At 41.7% G+C, this 23,398-nt stretch carries 21 protein-coding genes; 11 read left to right on the top strand and 10 right to left on the bottom strand.

Annotation, left to right across the window (positions count from 1 at the left end):
• Positions 1–50: 50 nt before the first annotated feature.
• Genes V7L95_RS05000 through V7L95_RS04990 form a run of 3 tightly spaced genes read right to left on the bottom strand, consistent with a single transcriptional unit; the run spans position 51 to position 3,751 of the window.
• On the bottom strand, positions 51–1,193 hold the full coding sequence (locus tag V7L95_RS05000) for a Ger(x)C family spore germination protein (protein WP_008343264.1): 1,143 nt from the start codon (positions 1,191–1,193) through the stop codon (positions 51–53).
• Positions 1,183–2,280, bottom strand: coding sequence for a GerAB/ArcD/ProY family transporter (locus tag V7L95_RS04995; RefSeq protein ID WP_008343263.1), 1,098 nt, complete (start codon positions 2,278–2,280; stop codon positions 1,183–1,185). Before V7L95_RS04995 ends, V7L95_RS05000 begins: the two co-directional genes overlap by 11 nt.
• Positions 2,270–3,751: a spore germination protein gene (locus tag V7L95_RS04990; RefSeq protein WP_048001903.1), complete on the bottom strand. Its 1,482-nt coding sequence runs from the start codon at positions 3,749–3,751 to the stop codon at positions 2,270–2,272. The genes V7L95_RS04995 and V7L95_RS04990 overlap by 11 nt, the downstream gene beginning before the upstream one ends.
• Positions 3,752–4,498: 747 nt before the next feature.
• Between V7L95_RS04990 and pgsB the strand changes: the two genes are divergently transcribed.
• The 5 genes from pgsB (at position 4,499) to V7L95_RS04965 (ending at position 8,827) form a co-directional block, all read left to right on the top strand.
• Positions 4,499–5,680, top strand: a complete 1,182-nt coding sequence (gene pgsB / locus V7L95_RS04985; protein WP_007497522.1) for a poly-gamma-glutamate synthase PgsB — start codon at positions 4,499–4,501, stop codon at positions 5,678–5,680.
• 15 nt (positions 5,681–5,695) lie between these two features.
• Positions 5,696–6,145, top strand: coding sequence for a poly-gamma-glutamate biosynthesis protein PgsC (gene pgsC, locus V7L95_RS04980; RefSeq protein WP_007497520.1), 450 nt, complete (start codon positions 5,696–5,698; stop codon positions 6,143–6,145).
• A gap of 18 nt (positions 6,146–6,163) precedes the next feature.
• A complete protein-coding gene (locus V7L95_RS04975) occupies positions 6,164–7,330 on the top strand; it encodes a CapA family protein (protein WP_017360004.1) in 1,167 nt (388 codons plus the stop codon).
• The gene (locus V7L95_RS04970) at positions 7,327–7,497 is read left to right on the top strand and encodes a hypothetical protein (protein WP_008343253.1); all 171 of its coding nucleotides are present in this window, start codon (positions 7,327–7,329) and stop codon (positions 7,495–7,497) included. The genes V7L95_RS04975 and V7L95_RS04970 overlap by 4 nt, the downstream gene beginning before the upstream one ends.
• A gap of 106 nt (positions 7,498–7,603) precedes the next feature.
• Positions 7,604–8,827, top strand: coding sequence for a C40 family peptidase (locus V7L95_RS04965; RefSeq protein WP_017368176.1), 1,224 nt, complete (start codon positions 7,604–7,606; stop codon positions 8,825–8,827).
• 56 nt (positions 8,828–8,883) lie between these two features.
• Here the strand turns inward: V7L95_RS04965 and V7L95_RS04960 are convergent, their stop codons facing one another.
• Both V7L95_RS04960 and V7L95_RS04955 read right to left on the bottom strand, forming a co-directional pair.
• On the bottom strand, positions 8,884–9,765 hold the full coding sequence (locus V7L95_RS04960; RefSeq protein ID WP_017360002.1) for a Cof-type HAD-IIB family hydrolase: 882 nt from the start codon (positions 9,763–9,765) through the stop codon (positions 8,884–8,886).
• A 347-nt stretch (positions 9,766–10,112) separates the two neighbouring features.
• Positions 10,113–11,078, bottom strand: a complete 966-nt coding sequence (locus V7L95_RS04955) for an LCP family protein (protein WP_035389731.1) — start codon at positions 11,076–11,078, stop codon at positions 10,113–10,115.
• Positions 11,079–11,349: 271 nt separating this feature from the next.
• Between V7L95_RS04955 and V7L95_RS04950 the strand changes: the two genes are divergently transcribed.
• On the top strand, positions 11,350–12,714 hold the full coding sequence (locus V7L95_RS04950; protein ID WP_100218329.1) for a sugar porter family MFS transporter: 1,365 nt from the start codon (positions 11,350–11,352) through the stop codon (positions 12,712–12,714).
• A 136-nt stretch (positions 12,715–12,850) separates the two neighbouring features.
• Entirely contained in the window at positions 12,851–14,248 is a 1,398-nt protein-coding gene (locus V7L95_RS04945; protein ID WP_108611042.1) for a bifunctional glycosyltransferase family 2 protein/class I SAM-dependent methyltransferase, read from the top strand.
• Positions 14,249–14,437: 189 nt separating this feature from the next.
• On the opposite strand, the gene V7L95_RS04940 is transcribed toward V7L95_RS04945, so the two are convergent.
• The 5 genes from V7L95_RS04940 to kduI all read right to left on the bottom strand — a co-directional run bounded on the left by V7L95_RS04940 (position 14,438) and on the right by kduI (position 19,859).
• Entirely contained in the window at positions 14,438–15,583 is a 1,146-nt protein-coding gene (locus tag V7L95_RS04940; RefSeq protein ID WP_340968319.1) for a Ger(x)C family spore germination protein, read from the bottom strand.
• Positions 15,580–16,680: a GerAB/ArcD/ProY family transporter gene (locus V7L95_RS04935; RefSeq protein WP_072367375.1), complete on the bottom strand. Its 1,101-nt coding sequence runs from the start codon at positions 16,678–16,680 to the stop codon at positions 15,580–15,582. Before V7L95_RS04935 ends, V7L95_RS04940 begins: the two co-directional genes overlap by 4 nt.
• A gap of 3 nt (positions 16,681–16,683) precedes the next feature.
• Positions 16,684–18,150, bottom strand: coding sequence for a spore germination protein (locus V7L95_RS04930; RefSeq protein ID WP_340968316.1), 1,467 nt, complete (start codon positions 18,148–18,150; stop codon positions 16,684–16,686).
• Positions 18,151–18,253: 103 nt separating this feature from the next.
• The gene (kduD, locus tag V7L95_RS04925; RefSeq protein WP_340968314.1) at positions 18,254–19,027 is read right to left on the bottom strand and encodes a 2-dehydro-3-deoxy-D-gluconate 5-dehydrogenase KduD; all 774 of its coding nucleotides are present in this window, start codon (positions 19,025–19,027) and stop codon (positions 18,254–18,256) included.
• 4 nt (positions 19,028–19,031) lie between these two features.
• Entirely contained in the window at positions 19,032–19,859 is an 828-nt protein-coding gene (kduI, locus tag V7L95_RS04920; protein WP_048001909.1) for a 5-dehydro-4-deoxy-D-glucuronate isomerase, read from the bottom strand.
• Between the two features lie 257 nt (positions 19,860–20,116).
• Between kduI and V7L95_RS04915 the strand changes: the two genes are divergently transcribed.
• From V7L95_RS04915 to V7L95_RS04900, 4 genes are all read left to right on the top strand, one after another.
• The gene (locus V7L95_RS04915) at positions 20,117–21,127 is read left to right on the top strand and encodes a LacI family DNA-binding transcriptional regulator (protein WP_098680714.1); all 1,011 of its coding nucleotides are present in this window, start codon (positions 20,117–20,119) and stop codon (positions 21,125–21,127) included.
• Positions 21,128–21,213: 86 nt separating this feature from the next.
• Positions 21,214–22,230: a sugar kinase gene (locus V7L95_RS04910; protein ID WP_340968313.1), complete on the top strand. Its 1,017-nt coding sequence runs from the start codon at positions 21,214–21,216 to the stop codon at positions 22,228–22,230.
• Positions 22,202–22,810 (top strand): bifunctional 4-hydroxy-2-oxoglutarate aldolase/2-dehydro-3-deoxy-phosphogluconate aldolase, encoded by a 609-nt coding sequence (locus tag V7L95_RS04905; RefSeq protein ID WP_025208095.1) that lies wholly within the window; start codon positions 22,202–22,204, stop codon positions 22,808–22,810. Before V7L95_RS04910 ends, V7L95_RS04905 begins: the two co-directional genes overlap by 29 nt.
• 109 nt (positions 22,811–22,919) lie before the next feature.
• Complete coding sequence (locus tag V7L95_RS04900) at positions 22,920–23,375, top strand: GNAT family N-acetyltransferase (protein WP_025208094.1); 456 nt, start codon at positions 22,920–22,922, stop codon at positions 23,373–23,375.
• Positions 23,376–23,398: the final 23 nt, after the last annotated feature.

The raw sequence follows: 23,398 nt of genomic DNA, 5'->3' as shown, positions 1-23,398 counted from the left end.
ACAATCTTAAAAAAATAAAAAAAGAAAAGAAAGAGGGCGTCTTCCTTTTCTTAACTAATAATGCCCGTTTGGGTAATGTTCACTTTGATTTTTGGGATGATCTTCACTTTTGGATAATCGGTGACCCAATTCATTTTCATATACTCATCATAATGTCTGACTCTGTATTTTCTGCCGAGGCTTAAGACGTCAGAATTTGCTTCTTGTAATGTAGCAACAATTTTTTCTGCTTCTTTTGTTAAGATGGTTGAAAGTCTTTTGTTCAGCATTTCAATTTTTTTGTCTGTATCTAGATTATCTTTTGGGTACTCAAGGACAGAAGTATTAAATTCAAATTTGAGTGAGTATGTTAAGTTTCGATGATCAGGATTCAGAATCTCGATGTCTCTCTTCACATCAGTGACTTGGATGGTGATGTAATTGTTTTCTTTTGACTTCATGTCGCTTCTCACTTTTTTTGTGAAGTTGGCATATTTGCCCATTTTTCCGTCCATGACGGTGAGCAGAATTGCATCTTGACCGTACAACTCGCCTTTCTTCTTCTCATTATCAAATAGAGCAACCCCTTTTACACTGATTAATTTCTTCGATTGATCGAAATGAATCAACGGCAGTGTGAAGTCTTCTCCAGTTTGGAGCATTTTAGATCGAATACTTTGAATGTTTTTAGGTGCTACTTGGGAGGAGCGGGATGCGGTTGTGATCAAGTTATTTAAATAGTCACTCACGATGAGTTTCTCCTTGAGCAGCGCGTTTATCAATTCTTCACAGGTTCCCCCTTGAACAACGGCAAGGTTTGCAAGGAGAGGGCTTTTTGGATCACGATAAAACATATCTAAGTAGGGCAGAAGACGCTTTTGCGCAAATTCATCACCGATCAGCATCACCCGCATTTTCGACATGTCTATTTTTTGATCCACTATCCGGCTGAAGTTGGTTCTCGCTTTTCTTAAAGTAGGGGCTTCCGTTGTGAGAAGAGTGGTTAAAAAGCTACCTGTATTTCCTTGTTCCATACTTTGAGACTGCTGCACCTTTCGATAAGTAATCGAGTATCTTGCATTTTCATCCTCTCCCTGATCAACAGCGGAGGTTAACACAAGAGAGATGTTCTTTAATAAATTTTGATCCCAGCAGCCAGGCATGAATATGAGAGAAACACACATGAGCAACGTCAGTATGTACTTATGACGCATGTGATTTCACCTTCCCTTTGCGATGTTTGATAAAGATGATAATGGCCATAAAGATTGGGAGTGTGTAAATAAATGAATATTGAGCGATGGTGGTAAAATCATTAAAACGCTGAATTCTAAAATTATCGGTTGCAAGATAACAGCTAGCCGCATAAATCAAAATGGCAAAATATAAGACATATTTTTTGTGTTCTTTTTTCTTAAGAATACTTGCCACGCCATTCGCACAAAAGTAAAGGTAATTACTGAGTGTAGCTAAAATGACAAATACCCAGAAACTAAGGAAAATTAAATCCGTCCGTTCAATCACACCGAACGAAATGGTTTTTAGTAGATAAAGAACTGGGTTGGGAATGATATTGAGCTCAATCGGACTGAAGAACATAAAACAAATCAATGTAATAAATAGGTAGTAAAGCGTCGTGCATATATTGGCAATGGTCATGACTTTATATCGTTCCTTAATGGTTCCTTTCATCAATGGAGAGATAATGAGGATCATCTCGAACCCATTCATAGATAGAACGACGTCCTTTAATCCGAGTGAAACTTGAGAAACGTCCACTTGGAAAAAGGGCATGAGGTAGTCGATATTGGTTCCTTTTAATGAATAGAGCATTAAGAGAGACAGCATGAGCAAAAAGGGCGTCAAAATGAAGTTAAACCTGACAATCGCCGTAATTTGCTCCTTTGCAATGTAAATGATGGAGATCATCAGTAATAGATTAATGACCCAATTTGGTGTGAGCGGCAGCACCCAAATGCCAAGAATTCTTGTGAAAATGGATAAAACAACAATGCAGACGGAGGCGAAGTATAACGTATATAGTGCCACCAATGTCCGGCCGATCCATTTTCCGAACACTTCAATTAAGGCTTGGAAAAATGATGTATCAGGATACTTCTGAATGATGTAAATAAAAATGGTGTTAATGATTTGAATGAAAAAACAGGCTAAGATAATCGCCATCCACCCATCGTGTCCCATGTCTTTCATCAGCAAATGGGGGAGAGCTAAAATACCGACACCAATTTGAGATTGAATGATAAAAAAGACAGCTTGAGGTGGAGATATTTTATTTTTCATCTTTATTTTTCCATCCTCTCAAATTTTCAATTTGCTCTTTCTTTTTTGGATTTAAGTAAACAGGGCGCTTTTTGTACATCCACATCGGTAATCGAATCACAGTATCTTTTAAGTCCTGCCAGTTAAATGGAGCCACTGGTGATAAGTACGGGACACCTAGTGATTCGAGGCGGCATAAATTCATCAATACGATCGACAGGCCGAATGAAATGCCAATAAACCCAAACATCGATGCCATAAACATGAGAGGGAAACGAAGCATACGAATGGTGGACGTCATTTCAAAGGATGGGAGGACAAAGGATGCAACAGCTGTCACGGCAACAACAATGACAAGGACATTCGAAATGAGTCCAGCTTTTACCACAGCGTCTCCAATCACCAAACCGCCTACAATCCCAATCGTCTGACCAATTGGCTTTGGCAGTCGCACCCCTGCTTCTCGTATGAGCTCAATCGTAATCTCCATCAGCATTGCTTCAATTAACGGCGGAAAAGGAATGCCGATAATGGAATTTTTCATCGTAATCGCTAATTCATCCGGGACTACCTCATAATGAAAGCCGATGACTGCAATATAAAAAGAAGGCAAAATCACAGCGATGATACAGGCAATATAACGAAGAATACGAATAAATGTAGCCGGAATCCAGCGGCTATTATAGTCATCTGGTGATTGAAAGAAGCTAAAGAACGTAATAGGCAAAATGATAGCCATTGGGCTGCCATCCATTAAGACGACAATTCTTCCTTCAAGAATGGCAGATCTCACTTTGTCAGGTCGTTCTGTGTCAATAAGCTGCGGGAAGATGGAATACGAATCATCTTCAATCGCCTCTACAATAGAACCGGGGCTAAGCAGCGTGTCTACTTTAATAGAAGAAATTCGTTTGTTAACCTCATCTATCTTTTCTTGATTGGCAATATCAGAAATATAAACCGTTGCAACCTTTGTTTCAGATTTTGTACCGACCTTATGATACTGGATTGCAAGTTTTCGATCATTTAAGTGTGAACGCAGCAAATATAAATTGGTATCTAAACTCTCAACAAACCCATCATGTGCGCCTGCAATAATACTTTCAGAAGAAGGTTCAGAAATGGAACGCAGCGGCGGCTGCCCAACAGCAAATATTTTGATCTGTGCGGATTTTTCATCAAGGAAGGCAATACTTCCGGCAATAATGCTGTCGACAATCAGCGTCAAGTCACCTGTTTCGAGTGAACTAAGAGATTTTGCATAGTCCTGTTTTCCAGGAGGACCGAGCAAGTTGCCGATAATGAAGTCGTTTAATTTGCTTTCATCGACTCTAGTTTTAATAAAAAACAGCACTGATTTCGTTTCATTCACCATCAATTCCCGGTATTCAAAATCAGCGCTTTGTTGAAATGCTTTGTTCAGAATCCGAATCTTTTCCTCAAAACCGCCTGATAAAAAGTGTAAGCGTGTTTGCTCATTCGTATTTGGCATCTTTAGCCTCCTCTCACAGATTTTTTAACCATAGTGTAAGCCGAGAAGATGATTTTATGCGTCATCTTTGGGGAAAGCATGACACGAACCGACAACTTTCAACTAAAATCACATTAAAAATGTTAAGAAATGATGAATCTTGATAAAAAGAAATGAATAATGTTTCATTGTTTAGGTCATAAGGAGTGAATATCGTAAAGAGAGGCTATAACAAAATGATTAATCTTTGACATCTTATCCCAATTTTTTGTGACCTGAAAATAAGCAGATGACTTGATTTTTTGACAGGTGACCTTTGTCATAGGTCAACACATAGCGTTCTGACCGATGAGGATGACTTTCTAACCTGTTCATTTAAAAATATAAAATATTCTAAAACACGCACTATTCATTTAAAGCGCTGATATGACTGATTTCGTAGAGATGAAAGGGCTTTAAAACATTGATTCAAAATACATCTTAATAATTGTCGAAAAATTTAGGGAGAAAAGGACAAAAGATTTTTCACTGTTTGATGGTAACGCTTTCTCTTGTTCTGAGCAGAAAATCAGGCGTCATTTTGTCCGTCTTTTGGCCTTTTCATTTGAGCGTGAGATAGGCAATTACGCCTTCTGTTTAGAGGAATTTGGCATACGAGGAAGTGAAAGATTATGTTACATAATACCGATTGTGATTTTATGCTGAACCTATATACTGTTGATTGAATTTACATATCACACTCATAAAAAAAGGAGATGTAGATAAGCGATGTGGTTAATCGTTATAGCCTGTGTCATCATGTTAGGGATTGGCTTTATTGAAAAGAAGCGTCATCAGAAAAATATCGATGCCCTGCCGGTACGCGTCAATATTAATGGTATACGCGGAAAGTCTACCGTTACAAGATTGACAACCGGTATCTTAATGGAGGCAGGTTATAAAACTGTCGGCAAAACAACAGGAACGGATGCAAGAATGATTTATTGGGATACGCCAGAAGAGAAACCGATTAAAAGGAAACCGCAAGGACCAAATATCGGAGAGCAGAAAGAAGTTATGAGAGAAACCGTTGAAAGAGGAGCAAATGCCATCGTCAGTGAATGTATGGCGGTGAATCCAGATTACCAAATTATCTTTCAGGAAGAGCTGCTTCAAGCGAATATTGGCGTGATCGTAAACGTTCTTGAAGATCATATGGATGTGATGGGGCCAACTCTTGATGAAATAGCTGAAGCCTTTACAGCGACAATTCCTTACAATGGGCACTTGGTTATTACGGATAGTGAATATACAGATTTCTTTAAAGAGATTGCGAAAAAACGCAATACTGAAGTGATTGTTGCAGATAATTCCAAGATTACCGATGAGTATTTACGGAAATTTGAGTATATGGTGTTCCCGGATAATGCTTCACTTGCACTTGGTGTCGCACAAGCATTGGGAATTGATGAAGATACGGCATTCAGAGGCATGTTAAATGCGCCGCCTGATCCAGGAGCGATGAGAATTCTTCCATTAATGGATGCAAAAACACCTGGACATTTTGTAAATGGATTTGCGGCTAATGACGCAGCATCTACGTTGAACATTTGGAAGCGTGTGAAGGAAATTGGGTATCCAACAGATGAACCGATTATTATCATGAACTGTCGTGCGGATCGTGTAGATCGAACGATCCAGTTTGCGGAGGATGTACTTCCTTATATTGAAGCAAGTGATCTTGTCTTAATTGGTGAAACGACAGATCCAATTGTGAAGGCATTTGAGGATGGAAAAATTCCGGCTGACCACTTACACAACCTTGAATATCAATCTACAGAACAAATTATGAACATGCTTGAGAAAAAGCTTCATAATCGAGTGGTTTATGGAGTCGGCAATATTCACGGCGCCGCTGAACCTTTAATCGAAAAAATTCAAGAATACAAAATTAAGCAGCTTGTCAGCTAGGAGGAAATATAGAAAATGTTCGGATCAGATCTTTATATCTCGTTAATTTTAGGTGTTCTACTCAGTTTAATTTTTGCAGAAAAAACAGGAATCGTACCAGCTGGGTTGGTTGTTCCAGGTTATCTGGCACTCGTCTTTAACCAGCCAGTCTTCATTTTAGTTGTTTTATCTGTCAGCTTGCTGACATATGTGATCGTTCGTTTTGGTCTATCGAAATTTATGATTTTGTACGGACGCAGAAAGTTTGCGGCGATGCTGATTACAGGGATTGCCTTAAAGCTCATATTTGATTTCTTCTATCCAGTGGTTCCGTTTGAAATAGCAGAATTCCGCGGAATCGGAATCATCGTGCCTGGATTGATTGCGAATACGATTCAAAAGCAAGGTCTTACGATTACCCTTGGAAGCACATTACTTCTAAGTGGTGCAACATTTGCCATCATGTATGTTTACTATCTATTTTAAGATAAGGTGTGTCCAATGATGAATAAAAAATTGAGCTTTCAGGAAAAGCTGCTGAAAATCACAAAGAACCAAAAGAAAAAGACGAATAAACACGTACTGATTGCTTTACCGATTGTCATTGCTTGTACATTTCTATTTACATTTATCGGGAAAGCACAAGTACCAACTGTAGAAAAGAATCCAGAAAACATCCTGACCGCTTCGTTTGTCGGAGATATTATGTTTGGAAGAAATGTAGAGAAAGTAACAGACCGTTATGGAAAGCAGCACCTGTTCCGCTATGCGAAGCCGTATTTTGATGTATCAGATTATGTAACTGGGAATTTTGAGCATCCAGTGGCTTCAGATAAGGAACAGGCAGCACAAAAGAATATTCATTTGAAAACAGATGAAGATTCTGTACAAGCGTTAAAGGATTTGAATTTCTCTGTACTAAACTTTGCGAATAACCATGCAGCAGACTACGGTGAAAAAGGCTTAAATAACACGATTGATGCCTTTGAAAAAGCTGACATGGATTATACAGGGGCAGGGCGCAACGTCAATGATGCGAAGCAGAACATTTCATACAAAGAAGTGAATGGCGTTAAAATCGCTACCCTTGGTTTTACAGATGTATATGGAAAAGATTTTAAAGCAACAAATCGCAAGGCAGGTATTCTACCAGCTGATCCATCTATCTTTATTCCGATGATTTCACAAGCTGCTGAAAAGGCAGATATCGTTGTCGTTCATGCGCACTGGGGACAGGAATATAACAATGAAGTAAACGACAGACAAAGAGAGCTGGCAAGAGCGATGTCAAAGGCTGGTGCTGATATCATTATCGGTGCACACCCGCACGTTCTTGAGCCGATGGAAGTCTATAACGGAACAGCGATCTTCTATAGCTTGGGGAACTTTATTTTTGACCAAGGCTGGTCAAGAACACGTGATTCTGCCATTGTTCAGTATCATCTGAATGAAGATGGAAAAGCGACATTTGAAGTGGTTCCAATGTACATCAAAGAAGCGACACCTGCTCCAGTCAAAGCAGGATCTCTTGAATCAAAATCGATTATCCGTATGCTGACAAATGGCACGAATGCGGATTGGAAAGAAAAAGACGGACATATTTTCTTTGAAGTCGATCATTCTGATAAAGTTCAAACATTAAAAGAAAACGAGGGGAAGGATAAAAAATGAAATTCCTTAAAGCAAGCTGGCCGTTTGTTGCGTTAATTTTAGTCTTTGTCTTTATGTCTGCTTTTAAATTTAGTGACAGCCTCACCGATCATGAGAAACAAAAGATCTCGGTTGAAATGCAGAAAATCGAACAGCAAAAGCAGTCAAAAGCAGAAGCAAGTAAATAAAGAAATGATGATGAAAAGAGCACGCGAGGCGTGCTCTTTTTTGACGGAAAAAGGTGTAAAATGAAAGGGGTCATGTCGAAACTATAAAAGAAAGGAGGAAGAGAGGATGAAATGGAAAGGAATACTGCTTGGAGGATGTGCCATTGTAGGACTCATGTTTATTTCCCAAACAGAGGTGTCTGCTCAAACAACATCTCCTTTAAAACAAGCGGAAACGCTGATAGGCACGCCTTATCATAAAGGAGGAATCAATCCGAAAACGGGCTTTGATGCGTCTGGCTTTATACAATATGTATACAAAACAACAGGTGCATTTGATTTGCCGCGAAAGGTGATTGATCAATACCAAATCGGTGAAAGCGTATCATGGGAAAAAGCGAAGCCCGGAGACCTTGTCTATTTTCGCAGTCTTGAAGAAACAAAAGACATCCCAACACATGTTGCTTTGTACGCTGGAAATGATCAGGTGATCCACATCACACTCAGTCAAGGGGTGGTGAAAACAGATGTCAGCAAAAGTAAATATTGGACCGATCGGTTCTATGCGGTCAAACGGCTGCCTGTCTCCCAAGAGATGTCGGATGATCAACTGGTGAAAGATGCGATGAAATATTTAGGAATCCCTTATGTATTCGGGGCATCAGATCCAAAAGTAGGATTCGATTGTTCAGGTTTTTTACAATATTTATTTGAAAAATCACTTGGGATTTATTTGCCAAGAAGTGCTGAGCAGCAATGGATGGTTGGAGAGAAAGTGGCACGAGACGATATTCGCCCTGGAGATTTTGTTTTTTTTAGCAACACGTATAAAAAAGGAATTTCACATGTAGGCATGTACATCGGAGGAGACCGCTTTATTCATGCGAGCCGTTCGGAAAGTGTGACGATTTCTTATTTGTCTGAATCGTATTGGCGTGAGAAATGGACAGGTGCGAAACGATTAACTGAGCTGAAACTAGCGAAAGAAGACCCAGTCGTATCAAAAGCCGCTACGTATATTGGAGAAGTACCCTATGTAAAAGGTGGTGCGAGCCCAAAGCAAGGCTTTGATACAGCAGGATTCACGCAGTATATCTATCAAGAAGTGCTTGGAATGGAGATGCCTCGCTATGCGCCGGGACAAGTTAAAGCAGGTACACCTGTGAAACGATCGGAACTAAAGCCAGGAGATCTTGTCTTTTTTAAAGGGACTTCGTTGATGCCAGCCATTTATGCTGGTTCAAATCAAGTCATTCATGTGACGGTTTCAAATGGCGTTGTCATTACCAATATGAAAACAAGTACGTATTGGAAGGATAAATATGAGACGGCTGTTAGAATTAAAAAATAAAGAAAAAGCCCGATCGATGCTCAGATCGGACTTCTCGACTTCTCACTAGGCGCTGATCAGACAAGCGTCTTTTTTTCTTGAAATTGATTCTGCAAAAGCAGATCAATAAAATAGGCGACGCCATCTTCATGGTTGCCTTTTGTGATATAGGTGCTTTTTTCTTTAATGACATCCACCGCATTCCCCATCGCTATCCTGTGTCCTGCTTCATCGAACATGGATAGATCATTAGGGCTATCACCGATCGCATAAATATTGGATCGGTCTACGCCATAATGGGCTGCAAGTTTCTTGAGGGCATGTCCTTTGCCTGACTCTTTTGGCAATACCTCAATGATATGTTCTCCAGATGAGGTCAATGAGAGCTCAGGCATCTTAGAAAGAAGATCTCGTGCTTCTTGCAGCTTATTCATATCAAATGAGAAGCATAGTAATTTATAAGTTGGTTCATTCGACTCAAAAATTTGACGGATGTCATCGACAGGTTTGATGCCAAACTGTTTAAATTGAGTCATCGCCCCTGCCCATAAATCAGCTACATCCTCGTTAGGATTGGCGCTTTTGATCATATCAAATTCAGCTTTGAGCTTTTCTTTTCCATCAAATGGGGAAAGGAGGGCATCGTCTGTATACACCTCGAAATAAATGTTCCGTTCCACTAATTCCTTTGCAGCACGTCTTCCAGCTTCTTGATCAAGGGTGATTCTGCTGAAGAGCTTGTACCCTTCTGTATGGACAGTTCCTCCATTTGCCGCAATAATGGGAATGTCCAAATCCCCAAGAAGCTCTTTTACATCAAAAGTCGCGCGCCCTGTACAAATGGTCACAATATATCCAGCTTCCTTCGCACGAATCAATGCTTGCCGGTTTTGAGCGGATATTTCACTTTTCGTATTTAAGAGTGTACCGTCTAAATCAATCGCAATCATCTTTTTCATTGCTGTTATATCCTCCTTCATTCATGCAATAGCCTCTTCAAAGTATGTACGATTTCCTTCATTCTCATGAAAGAGTCGGATTGTGGATTCCTCTCTTTAAGGCTAAACAAAAATGGTCAATTGATCAAGGATATAAGAAAAAGCGCCCAAAAGGACGCTTTTAGCGTGTAGACAAACCCTCGCATTCTTTGTCAGTCCTGCGCTTCGGTGCTCACGAATGTCAATTCGCTCTGCTCCGGTGCTCGTCCTTCCTAGACTGCAAAGGTTTTCTATCAGGGTGAAAAGAAGAAAAAGGGCAAACACCTTTTTCAACACATAAAAAGCGCCCAAAAGGACGCTTTCTGTTTTTATGATAATTCAAGCTGTTTCTTCAATTCCGTTTTGACTTCGTTCAGTTGGTTTTGATCCAATTGGTAATAATAAACGCCATTTGGCTGGTAATCAGATCCTTTTAGTTGAATCGTATCAACAGATTTCAATGAAGTGAGTAGTGGGAAAAGACCGACTAGTTCTTTCATTGACAGGTTAGTTGAGACGTTATCACCTAGAGTATCTATGATATTGTCATAAGACGGAATGGACGTTACTGATTTTGATTTATCGAAAATGGCTTTTAAAACTTCCATTTGACGCTGTCCGCGCATGAGATCACTGTCTGCTTTTCTTGTTCTCACATAAGCGAGAGCTTGATTACCATCTAGTGTGTGAGTACCCGTTTGCAGCTGAACTTTGCCCTTTGTATCTTTAAGAATCTGTTTCACAACATATTCATCTTTAATGTTAACGGAAACACCGTTTAATTCGTTCACAATTTCCTTAAACGCTTTGAAATTACTTTCAATTACAAAGTCGACAGGGATATCTAGTAAATTCTCAACTGTACTCACCGTGAGGTCTGCATCACCAAATGCGTGTGCATGTGTAATTTTGTCATAACCATGACCTGGAATATTAACATATGAGTCCCTTGGAATACTTAATAATTTCACGGTTTTATTCGTACGATTTACTGTCGCTAATACCATTGCATCGCTTCGTGCTTGTTTGACGGTTTCGCCTGGTCTGCTGTCAATGCCAAGCAGCAAGACAGAAAAGCTGTCTTTCCCAGGATCAAATGCTTCAATCCGTTTGACAGATTGTGCACCGCGGTCTAGAGAGACTTGTGCTTTTTTAGCAGCTGTTGTCACTTTATAGTAGGCATAGCCGGTGACAGAAGCGGTTGTCAGTAAAAGAATACCAAAAATAAAAAGAGTGACTTTCACCCATGGTTTTAAACGCTTTTTGCCTTTGCGTTTACTTCTTGTTTGATCCATATATTTTAAACCCTCGCTATGATTTTATAGTAAAGATGTCCTTCTTCATGCTTACAAACTAAAACAAATATACCTTAAAACGGGATATAGTGCGACATTTTTTTCACTAACGCTTAATTGACGTTTCCTTATCTAAAAAAGTTTCAATGATACGCAAATGAAATATATTTGTCATAAAACATCGAAATGTTTGAAATGACAGGAAGTGAGGAAAATGATTTTTCATAGAGAAACATCCAGTCATTACATAGATAAAAGAGGGGTTATGATCATGAAAAATCGGAATGGGTGGCTTTATTTCTTCGGCGCACTTGGCGGCGCCTTATATGGTTACGATACAGGTGTCATTTCTGGCGCTATCTTATTTATGAAAGAGGATTTAGGTTTAAATGCATTTACAGAGGGACTTGTGGTCAGCTCGATTTTAATCGGGGCGATGCTCGGGTCTTCTCTTTCTGGAAAACTGACAGATCAATTCGGACGGAAAAAAGCAATTATCGCCGCAGCCATTTTATTTATTATCGGCGGATTTGGAACAGCCCTTGCACCGAATACGGAGGTCATGGTCTTATTTCGAATCGTGCTAGGACTTGCTGTCGGATGCTCGACGACGATTGTTCCATTGTATTTATCTGAACTTGCGCCAAAGGAATCAAGAGGGGCACTTTCCTCATTAAACCAACTCATGATCACATTTGGTATTCTTCTTGCCTATATTGTGAACTACGTTTTAGCAGATGCAGAGGCATGGCGTCTGATGCTTGGAATTGCCGTTGTTCCTTCTGTGCTCTTGTTATGTGGTATTTTGTTTATGCCAGAAAGTCCTCGCTGGCTGTTTGTCCAAGGACAGGCGGACCGGGCGAAAGAAATATTGTCAAAACTTAGACAAAGTAAGCAAGAAGTTGAAGACGAGATTGCGGATATTCAAAAAGCAGAAAGTGAAGAAAAGGGCGGTCTTAAGGAATTACTCGAACCATGGGTGCGCCCGGCTTTAATTGCTGGTGTCGGTTTAGCCTTTTTACAGCAGTTTATTGGGACAAATACGATCATTTATTATGCACCAAAAACATTCACAAGTGTCGGCTTTGGCGATTCAGCAGCCATTTTAGGAACTGTAGGAATTGGTGCAGTCAATGTTGTCATGACGTTTGTTGCGATTAAAATCATTGATCGTGTCGGGCGGAAAGCGTTACTCCTATTTGGAAATGTAGGGATGGTTCTTAGTTTGATAGTTCTAGCAGTGGTCAATCGTTTTTTCGAGGGATCAACAGCTGCAGGGTGGACGACGATTATATGTTTAGGACTTTTCATCGTCATTTTTGCTGTCAGCTGGGGCCCGGTCGTATGGGTGATGCTGCCGGAGCTGTTCCCAGTACATGTCCGGGGAATCGGTACGGGGGTATCGACCTTCCTACTGCATACAGGGAATTTGATCATCTCGCTCACATTCCCAGCCTTGTTAAGTGCAATTGGCATCAGTAACCTTTTCCTTATTTATGCAGCCATCGGCATAGGTGCCTTCTTATTTGTGAAATATTTAGTCACAGAAACGAAAGGGAAAAGTCTTGAAGAGATTGAAGAAGATTTAAAAAAGAGAAACCGTGCCGTCGTGAATGACGAAGGGGAAACGGTATGAAAAAAGACCAGCTGCATGAGGCCGCTGGTCTTCCTTTGTTAAACAAACGTTTAATCAAGAAAGGACAATCACTCATCTTCTGAACGTGCTGCCTATGACATACATATGGAAAAGGCGGGCGAAAGGTGGAAATGAGATGAAAGGAAAAACGAGCATTGTGATGCTGACGTACAATGAACTGCACCTAACGAAAAAATGTATCGACAGTATCAAGAAGCATACTCGGCGTGATGAATATGAACTCATTATCGTGGATAATGCTTCATCAGACGGAACAAAGGAATATGTGAGACAACTGGAAGATGTCGTGTTGATTGACAACGAGAAGAATCAAGGCTTTGCCAAGGGCTGTAACCAAGGGGCGAAAAAGGCAACAGGAGATAGTCTTCTTTTTTTAAATAACGACACGATTGTGACCGAAAACTGGCTTTTGCCTTTAAGAGAAGCCCTTTTTGCATCAGATCGTATTGGCATGGTAGGCCCTGTCTCCAATTATGTGAGTGGTCCTCAGCTCGTTCAGCCATCTTACACAGATGTGAAGGAGCTTCCTGCCTTTGCGAAGGCATATACGGCTTCGAAAAAAGGTCAAAGAACATATGTGCACAGACTTGTTGGTTTTTGTTTGCTGGTCAAAAGAGAGCTGATCGAGGATGTAGGGTTATTTGATGAGCGGTTTGTATTTGGATCATTTGAGGATGATGACCTTTGTCTGCGTTCGTTGCTGAAGGGATACCAGCTGCAAATCGTCCATGATTCATTTGTACATCATCACGGTCATGCCACATTCAATGCCAATGAAGAAACGAATATCTCTACATTGTTTGCGGAGAACAGGCTTCGATTTTTAGATAAATGGGGTATTGATTTAAACCTGATCTCCCCCCATCCATATTTTGCAGCACTGCTCCCTGAGGATGCCAGATGTGTGCTGGATGTTGGCTGCGGTGCTGGGGCGACAGGGCTTGAACTGATCAACCGGCAGTCCGCTGACATGTACGGAGTAGAGGCGGATGCATTAAAAGCAGAGATGGCAAAGGCGTATTACAAAGAAGTGATTGAGACAAAAGCGGATGAGTATCCTTGGTCAGAGAAAGAAGCTTTTTTTGATGCTGTGATCTTTTCTGATGTGTTAGAGCATGTGTCAGATCCATGGCAGATGATTGCTCAAGCGCATGCGTCTTTAAAACCAGAAGGCGTCATCATTTGCTGCTTACCTAATATGATGCATGCGGAAGTGCTGCTTCCTTTAATGGCAGGTGATTTTACGTATCAAGATGTGGGGATTTTAGATCGAACACATATGAGATTTTTCACACCAAACACAATGCGGGCGCTCTTTCCAGACCATTTATTTCATCGCGTGATCGAACAGCCCATCAATGTGCCAATTGATCAAAACGTTCAATTGTTTTTTGACGAAGTGGCGAGAGTAGGAGAGTCACTTGGCTTTCAAACAAAAGCATTATCTGATCAAGTGACGCTCTATCAGCTTTTGATCGTTGCACGTAAAAAAGGCGGTTCCCCCTCCGGGTAATCCGCCTCAGCGTGTAGGCAAACCCTCGCATTCTTTGTCAGTCCTCTGCGCCGGTGCTCGCGAATCCTTCATTCGCTCTGCTCCGGTACTCGTCCTTCTTTCTATCACGCTGAAAAGAAGACAAAGGGCTAAAACAAAGTTCACTTTAGCCCTTTGTCAACCATCTAAGGCGGATGACCGCCTTTTGTGCTACCATTTAAAGTTTTTCGTTGCGCCTTCTGCACCAAAGTTCAAAATGCTCACTTTTACGTCATATGCAATGTCTACTTCTTGAAATAGTGTATCCCATTCGTTGCGGTGCTGATCCCAAAAGTCTGGATACTTGATGCGCACCTGCCGGTTTAAAAAAATCGGGTCAACACCCACATCTATTTGCATGTGATTGACAGCTTTTTGAATGCGCTCTTTGATTTTGCGTTCAAAAATGCGCTCAAATCGTTTGATGTATTGCTCATCGTATGAGTTTTCAGGGGGATATTGATCTTCTGATAGTTTCCCGTTTGTTTGTACACTAATTTTAAAGGAAATCTTTCCGTTCTTCAGATAGGGTTCAATCTTGGACTTTGCTTTCTTGATTTCATACGTAATCGGAAAGCCTTTGTAGGTGGCAGGTACGACTCCGCCTGAGATACGATTCATGACCCAGTTTAAAGATTGGACATCCTTTGCTGGTATGAATCCTATCAGCTTTCGTGTTTTCCCATGGATAATGCCTGCACCATCATAGGTGAGTTCTCCGTTTACGACATCCACACTTTGGACAAGAAAGCTTGTACCCATCTGAAAGTAATCCGACGCTCGGCCAATACGTGTTGGCAGTAAAATCTTCCCGTTAAAGCTCCGGTTTTTTGATGTTTCAAAAATATGCTCGACTGGAACCCTTTGCTGTGATTTTAATTTTTGATTGATGACTTTTGAAGCCTCATGGCGTGACACTAAGAGGTAGCTGCTTCTTCGAACCTCATCATCTCGTATAAAGTGGTTGAGTGTTCCTTGAATATCATGATGCTCGGCTTGATTTTTGCCAAACAAAAAGATTTTGAGGTGATCACTGTAAATCGGCGGGTCCTTCAAAGCGACATTGCTGACTGCTTCCAGTACATTTTTCCCCTTTGAGACGACATTCACATAGCCAGGGGAATCTGCTTCTTGTGTTCCGCCCATTTTAGGGACAAGGTTTTGATAGGTGAGTTTGACTCCGTTATCATCTTCCTCGTCAATGCCAACACCGCGCACAAACGATAATTTCTCAATATCCTTTAAGTCCCAGCAACCTGTCGATAAAAGCAAAAGACAGAAAGACAAAAAGATGAGCAATAAACGCCACCCTTTCATGCAGATCGACCTCCCCATTTTTTACGTATCATGAGTAGAATAGCTGTTATAAAAGGAATCGCTAAAACAGCGAATAATGCATAGCCGAGTAAAGTCGAGTAGTAAAAGACTTCATTGATATTTCTCGGAAAAAGAGAGAGAGCTGAGGTCAGCAAAAACAGCAACCATAGCAGTCTCGTTAAATTGGTCGTCTTAAACACCGTTTGACAGCCTTTAATCGCAAATTGGAAAAAGCCAAGCATACAAATAAACTGCTGGCACGTCCAGATCGTCAGTAAGAAAATATCAAAGCGTTCAATGAAGACCCCTTCTAGTTCTAGCGCTTGAATGAGTGAGACAGTGGGCCAGGTGAGTGATTTCGTTTCTCCAACCGTCATGGAACCAATCACAATAAAGAGCGTGAGGGAGTAAATAAGTGTGGTGATCCCTACACCGATCGCTGCGGCCCATTTCGCTTTTGACCATTTGTCTTTATAGATAAGCGGTACGACAAACAAAATGACTTCAAAGCCTGTAAATTGAATAAATGTTTGAGAGAACAAATTACTAAAATCTTTAAACCCGTGAGCCATTACCGGGCGTAAGTAATCAAAATCAAATATTTTCAAACTAAACAGCATGAGCCCAATGTAAATGATCATGGTCATCGGATAAATATATGTCACCATTTTCACTACCGGAAAAATTCCGCTTTTCAAATGATAGGTGGCCACCAGTAAAAAAATCATCACAATCACGGTCATCGGGGTCGATTGCAGCAGGAAAAATTGAACCACTTCCCCCAGTACACGCGCCTCAAAACCAACAATGGCTAGTAAATAACCGATCAGCATTAGGTTAAAAATCGTGCCAAAGAAGGCACCGGCTCCTTTTGTATTCGATTCAAAAATGGTATCCGGTGCATTTTTCTCCGCAATCCAACCTAGCAAAAAAGCAACGAAAGCAAAGATGACTCCCTGTATCAATACAATGATCCAGCCATCAGGGAATCCTGAATTGGCAGAACTGCGTGGAATGGTTAAAATTCCAGCGCCTATCATTGTAGAACTGCACAGAATGGTGACTTGTAACAATGATAGCTTCTCAGCTCTGTACATCGTTTACTCTCCTTGTCTTTTGAGATTTTTTGTCTTGGCTGTTTTCGGTCTCGTACTAAATAGCCCTATTGGTAAACGAACGTACGTATCTTTTAAATCTGAAAACGGTGAAGACAAAACAGGTGTGAAATAGTCAAAACCAAAGGTCTTTAGCTGCATCAAGTGACAAAGTACAAATAAATAACACATGATGAGGCCGTATAATCCAAACATGGCTGAACTGAAGATCGCCATAAACCGCAGGATGCGTAAGGGAAAGCTGAAATCATATGATGGAGCAGTGAAATCGGCTAGTGCCGTCAGAGACACAATAATGACCATTAAGGCACTGACGATATTGGCTTGGACAGCCGCCTGTCCAATAATGACGCCGCCAATCAGTCCAATCGTCTGCCCAATCGCCCTAGGAAGACGAAGTCCAGCTTCCCGCAGCAGTTCAATCGTAAACGACATCAAAATGGCTTCCACTACAGGAGGAAAGGGCACATTTTGCCGGCTGCCTGCGATGGTAAGTGCCATTCGTGTTGGTAATAAACCAGGATGATAGGAAACAAGGGCGATATAGAGTCCCGGTAAAAAGATCGTCAAAAGCACGGCAATATAACGGAGCAAACGCAAAAGAGTCGCACTTGTCCATCTTTGATAATAATCCTCCGGTGATTGCATCAAGGCAGTGAGAGTCATCGGCATAATGAGGGCAAAGGGCGTCCCATCGAGCAAAATAGACACCTTTCCTTCTAGCACAGAGGCAATCACCCGATCAGGACGTTCTGTATTTTGAATCTGCGGAAAAATAGAGACATGACTGTCTTCAATCAACTGTTCAATATAGCCGGACTCAGGAATATCATCCATTTTGATTTGCTTCATACGAGAGAATACATCATCTACTAGTTTGGGGTCTGCGATATCACGAACATACACAAGAGCAGCAGATTTCTTGTTGCGAGTACCTATGTTTACCTTTTGAATGACAAGGTTCGGGTCGTTTGCTCTTTCACGAAGCAATGCCGTGTTTTTTTCAAGATTTTCAATAAATCCAATCCGGGGTCCTCTTACAAGGACTTCTGATTGCGGCTCCTCTACTTCTCTAAATTGAAAAAGATTCGTATGGAGCGCAAGCGCTTGAGTGGCTCTATCCACAAATAAAATAGCCCTGCCGCTGTATAACTGCTCGATGGCAAGGTTCATATCTTCCAGCACATCATTTTGAATGCCAAAGAACGTTTTAGAAAGGGAAGAAAGTGTGGTGTGGTCGACCTCAGTGATGGTCAGTTCCTTTTGCATAGGTGAAATGATTTGTTTGGAAAGCATCTCAAATTCTGTGAGTCCTTCAACGTACACGAGACATGCAGAGACAGCGGAAGGACCAAATGAAAAAGAGTGGAACACGATATCATCACTTTTGCCAGCAAAGCTTTTGACACGCTGAATGACGGACTCTATATCTTGTTCAATACGACTTTTCATAATACCTCACCCTCATGTCTTTTTTTATAGAGTGACTCGGAAGGAGAAGAATTATGCAAATAGAAAAAAGAGAATCCCTAAAATAGGAATTCCCTTCACATGTTTATCTCGCCAGCCAGCCGCCATCTACGGCTAAAATATGACCGTTCATATAATCAGAGGCAGGGGAGCTGAGAAAGACGGCGGCACCTGCTAGATCTTCAGGCCTTCCCCAGCGTCCAGCTGGGATTCGTTTCAGAATCTCTTCATTCCGGTTCGCGTCGTCACGAATGGCTTGCGTGTTATTGGTTGCTATATAACCAGGCGCGATCGCGTTCACCTGAATATGCTGACTTGCCCATTCGTTTGCAAATGCTTTCGTCAAACCTGCGACAGCATGCTTACTTGCTGTATAAGCGGGAACAAAGACACCGCCTTGAAATGATAGAAGGGAAGCGATATTGACAATTTTCCCTTGCCCTTTTTGCAGCATCTGCTGTCCGACCTTTTGCGTGAGGAAAAAGAGACTGTTGATATTCACATCCATCACAGTATGCCAGTTTTCCTCTGAATATTGAGCGGCCTCTTCTCTTTTAATGGTCCCAGCATTATTGATCAAAATATCAATTGTGTGCTGCTTTAAAAGGGCATCAACATCCCGCTTTGCGGACTTAGGATCTGAAAAGTCTACTTGAATCGCATGAAATGATCTGCCGGTCTGTTCGACAAGTTCTTTTGTTTCATCAAGCGGCGTATGGTGGTAGGTGCCGATGATATCTGCACCTGAACGAGCAAGCGCTACGGCAATCCCTTGCCCAATTCCAGTTCCAGGACCTGTGACAAGAGCTGTTTTGCCTTCGAGGGAAAAGAGGGACGCTACATAGGATGTCGTCGTCATCTCATTACCTCAGCTGGTCCATCGGGACAAAGTCCATATCTTTAAACGTATAGTTTTCTCCCGCCATTGCCCAAATAAATGAATAATTTGCGGTACCTGAGCCTGAATGAATGGACCAGGCAGGTGAGATGACGGCTTCTTCATTTGCTACAACGAGATGTCTCGTTTCAGATGGCTCCCCCATAAAATGAAAGACACGTGCGTCTTCCTCTATATCAAGATATAAGTACACTTCCATCCGCCGGTCATGTATATGAGCAGGCATCGTGTTCCATGTGTTATTGGTTTCAAGCTGAGTGATGCCCATCATAAGCTGGCAGCTTTGGATGCCGTCTGCATGAATGACCTGATACAGATTCCGTACGTTCGAGGCGGATGCTTCCCCTAAATGATTCGGTGTTAATTCAGCGATCGCAGCCTTTTGTGTCGGATACGCTCTATGAGCGGTGGCTGACACAAGATAAAATTTGGCCTGCTCACCTGATGAACTAGCAAACTGTACATGTTCGTGTCCAAGTCCAATATATAAGAAATCTTTATGCTGCAGCACAAATGACTCACCATCGACTGTAACCGTACCTTGGCCGCCGACATTCACAATGCCAATTTCCCGTCTTTCAAGGAAATATTCTGTACGTAAAAAGTCGCCGGCATCTAGCTTGATCGATTCTGATGTCGGCATAACGCCGCCAATCACCACACGGTCCTCATGCGAATAATACAGCTTCAATTCACCACTGACAAAAAGTGTCGGAATATGAAAATGACGACGAAGTTCCTCTGTTGTAAAACGCTTGACCTGCTCAGGATGTACAGCATAACGATTTTCCATTTGAGATAAGCCTCCCTTTCCATCTGAAACATATGATTGTTTTATTTGGTATCGGTTTCAAGGAAAATTCTAGAGGAAAAAGAGAGCGGCGTCAACCGTTAATTTGAAATCGCTTTCTTTAATTTTATAAAAGCTTTTTTTCTTCATTTTCATGAAAAAAATCTTCTGATACAGTTCAACTTGTGGTATGCTTTTTTTAAGTTTATTTGAAATCGGTTTCGAAACAAATGAGAAGATCGATCTTGGGAGTTTTTTGTATGAAAGAGAAAAAGCAAACGAAAGTCACCATTAACGAAGTTGCTGCATATGCAAGTGTCTCAAAATCAACGGTATCCAGATACATCAATGGCAGAACAAATGAAATTTCTCCTGAAAAGGTAAAAAAGATTAAAAAAGCCATTGAGGAGCTCCATTATCGTCCGAGTCAGCTTGCCCAAGGATTGAAAGTAAGAAAGAGCAAGGTCATTGGTTTTATTGTGGCTGATATTACGAACCCATTCTCTGTTGCGACACTTCGTGGTGTGGAAGAGATTTGTGATGAATATGGATACAGCATCATGGTGTGCAACACAGATAATCGTCCAGAAAAAGAACGAGAAATGCTTCTGAAGCTGCATGCGCATTATATTGAAGGGCTGATCATTAATACGACGGGTCAAAACAATGACATTTTGCAAGACTTTAAGCAAAATGGTGTACCGATTGTTCTTGTTGACCGTAAGTTACCTGAACTCAAGGTCGATACCGTCACAACGAATAACCGTGACATCACGGCTCGTCTACTTCATCAAATGGTTGAAAAAGGCTACGAACATATCGCTTTCTTTACTGAGCCGGTTGATGGGATTAGTCCTCGTGAAGAACGAAAAGAAGCCTATGAACAGACGGCCATGAGTCAACATAAGACACCTATGATTGCAGAAATCAATTTAAAGCAAAAGGAACAAATGCGAGATGAGATTTGTCGTTTTTTACAATCAAACCATCAGAAAAAAGCGATTTTAGCAGGCAATGGATTACTCATGCTGAAGCTCATCAGTGAACTCGTCGATCTTGGGGTGAAGATTCCTGAGGAGATAGGCATTGCCGGATTTGATGATACAGAATGGTATAAGCTGATCGGGCCAGGCATCACTACGGTGGCGCAGCCATCTCATGAGATGGGGAGAGCGGCGATGCAAAAAATCAAGACGCGTCTTGAAGGGGATAAGAGTGCACCCCAGACCATTCAACTTGATGGAGAAATCATTGTGAGAAAATCTTTATAAACGTCAGGCAGAGAAGAGTATACATACGTGCATGCTCTCTCTTTTTCAACTGTTTTGAAACCGGTACCAAGAAAGGGGAGAAATCAGTGAAAGCATTGGATGTGATCACATTTGGGGAATCAATGGCGATGTTTTATGCAAAAGAAATTGGCGAGCTTCACCAAGTGCATACGTTTCAAAAAGCACTTGCTGGTGCAGAGAGTAATGTTGCGGTCGGCTTGGCAAGATTAGGCTTTAGCGTTGGCTGGATGAGCAAGGTCGGGGCGGACTCACTTGGTACATTTATTTTAGAAGAGCTTCAAAAAGAAGGGGTCGATACGAAGGCAGTACTCCGTTCAAATGATGGAGCCAAAACAGGGATATTGCTTAAATCAAAAGTCATCGATGGAGACCCTGATGTGACGTACTACCGAAAAGGCTCTGCTGCGAGTACATTGAACCCAAGCGATTTCCCGTCCACTTATTTTCAGCAGGCAGGACATCTTCATATGACCGGAATCCCGCCTGCTGTGTCTAGTGAAATGAGAGCGTTTTCTTTTCATGCCCTTAAAGAAATGAAAGAAGCAGGAAAAACCATTTCCTTTGACCCGAACCTTAGACTTCAACTATGGGAAGAGGAAGAAGACATGATTCATACGGTGAATCAGATGGCTGCTCAAGTAGATTGGTTTTTCCCAGGGCTTGCAGAAGGTCAAAGACTCACGGGATGTGATGATCCGGAAGCAATTGCGGATGTTTATTTACAAAAAGGCGTCAAGCTTGTGGTCATTAAACTGGGAGCGGAAGGAGCCTATTTCAAAAGTGCATCCGGCCAAGGTGTAGTGGATGGTTTCCATGTGTCTCATGTCGTGGATACAGTCGGAGCTGGTGATGGATTTGCAGTGGGAGTGATGAGCGGTCTGCTGGACGGTTTATCATATGAAAAATCGGTAGCAAGAGGCAATGCCATTGGAGCACTTGCAGTCATGTCCCCAGGAGATCACGAGGGACTGCCGACTCGAAAAGAGCTTCAGGCATTTATAAAAGAAGCCAAACGATATCAAAGGCGACACGATATGAAGGGAGATGAGAGGTATGGGAAAGTCAGCAAGTATGAGCGTTAAAGAGAAGCTCGCAGCTTGTAAACTCATTGCGGTGGTCAGAGCAGCTAGTGAAGCAGACGGGATAGAGATGATTGGTCGTTTAAAGAAAAAAGGGGTGCGGGCCATCGAAGTGACATATACCACGCCTAATGCAGAGCGGATCATTGCATCTTACCAGCATGACCACGACTTGATTGTCGGAGCCGGAACGATTACAACGCTTGAGCAGGCACAATCAGCCATTGAAGCCGGCTCTCAATTTATCGTCAGCCCGGGATATCTTCCTGTCATCGGAGAGCACCTATCTTTTCACGATACACTTTACGTTCCAGGTGTTTTGACCCCGAGTGAAATTATGCAGGCAAAAGCAAATGGATACAGCGTGTTAAAGCTTTTTCCGAGCGGCTCCTTCGGTTTGTCCTATATGAAAAATTTGCAAGGTCCGTTTCCAGAGATTGAGTTCATCCCAACAGGAGGCATTCATCCAGTCGATGTGCCAAAGTGGCTTGAAGCAGGAGCCGTGGCAGTAGGTGTCGGCAGCCAGCTTGAAAGCAGTACAGCAGAAGAATTACAAGCTGTTCTTTCTTCCACCATCATGTAGTTCACATAAACAACCGGCGGATGACTGCTGGTTGTTTGTTCGTTTATCTGACAAAAAAGCTCAGAAGACGCATCTTTTCACGTAAAATGAGCATAAAGGAGAGGTCGATATGTACATTCAACAAGATGAACTAAAAGATGGTCAAATTGAACAATTGATTCAAGCTCATTTAGAAGAGATGAAAAAACATTCACCGCCAGAAAGCATTCATGCCCTTCCGTTAGACGATCTGAAAAAACAAGATGTCACAGTATGGAGTGCAAGGGATGGCGAGGTGCTTCTTGGCTGCGGAGCCATCAAGGAGCTATCAAGTGAACATGGTGAACTCAAATCGATGAGGACGGCAGCAGCCCATATGCGAAAAGGGGTGGCGAAGCATCTGTTGACCCACCTTCTCCAAGAGGCGAAGCGGCGGGGGTATAAAAGAGTCAGCCTTGAAACAGGTGCGATTGCTTTCTTTGAACCGGCAAGAAAATTATATGAAAGTTTTGGATTTCAATATTGTCCGCCTTTTGGTTCATACCAAGAAGATCCGAACAGTTTATTTATGACAAAGGAATTATAGAGGTCGAGAGAGTATGCTTTTAT

Source organism: Bacillus sp. PPSBB_11 (assembly GCF_038023285.1).
Classification (GTDB): Bacteria; Bacillota; Bacilli; order Bacillales; family Bacillaceae; genus Bacillus; species Bacillus altitudinis.
The sequence above is the reverse complement of the archived record's forward strand: the minus strand, read 5'-3'. Positions and strand labels throughout refer to the sequence as shown.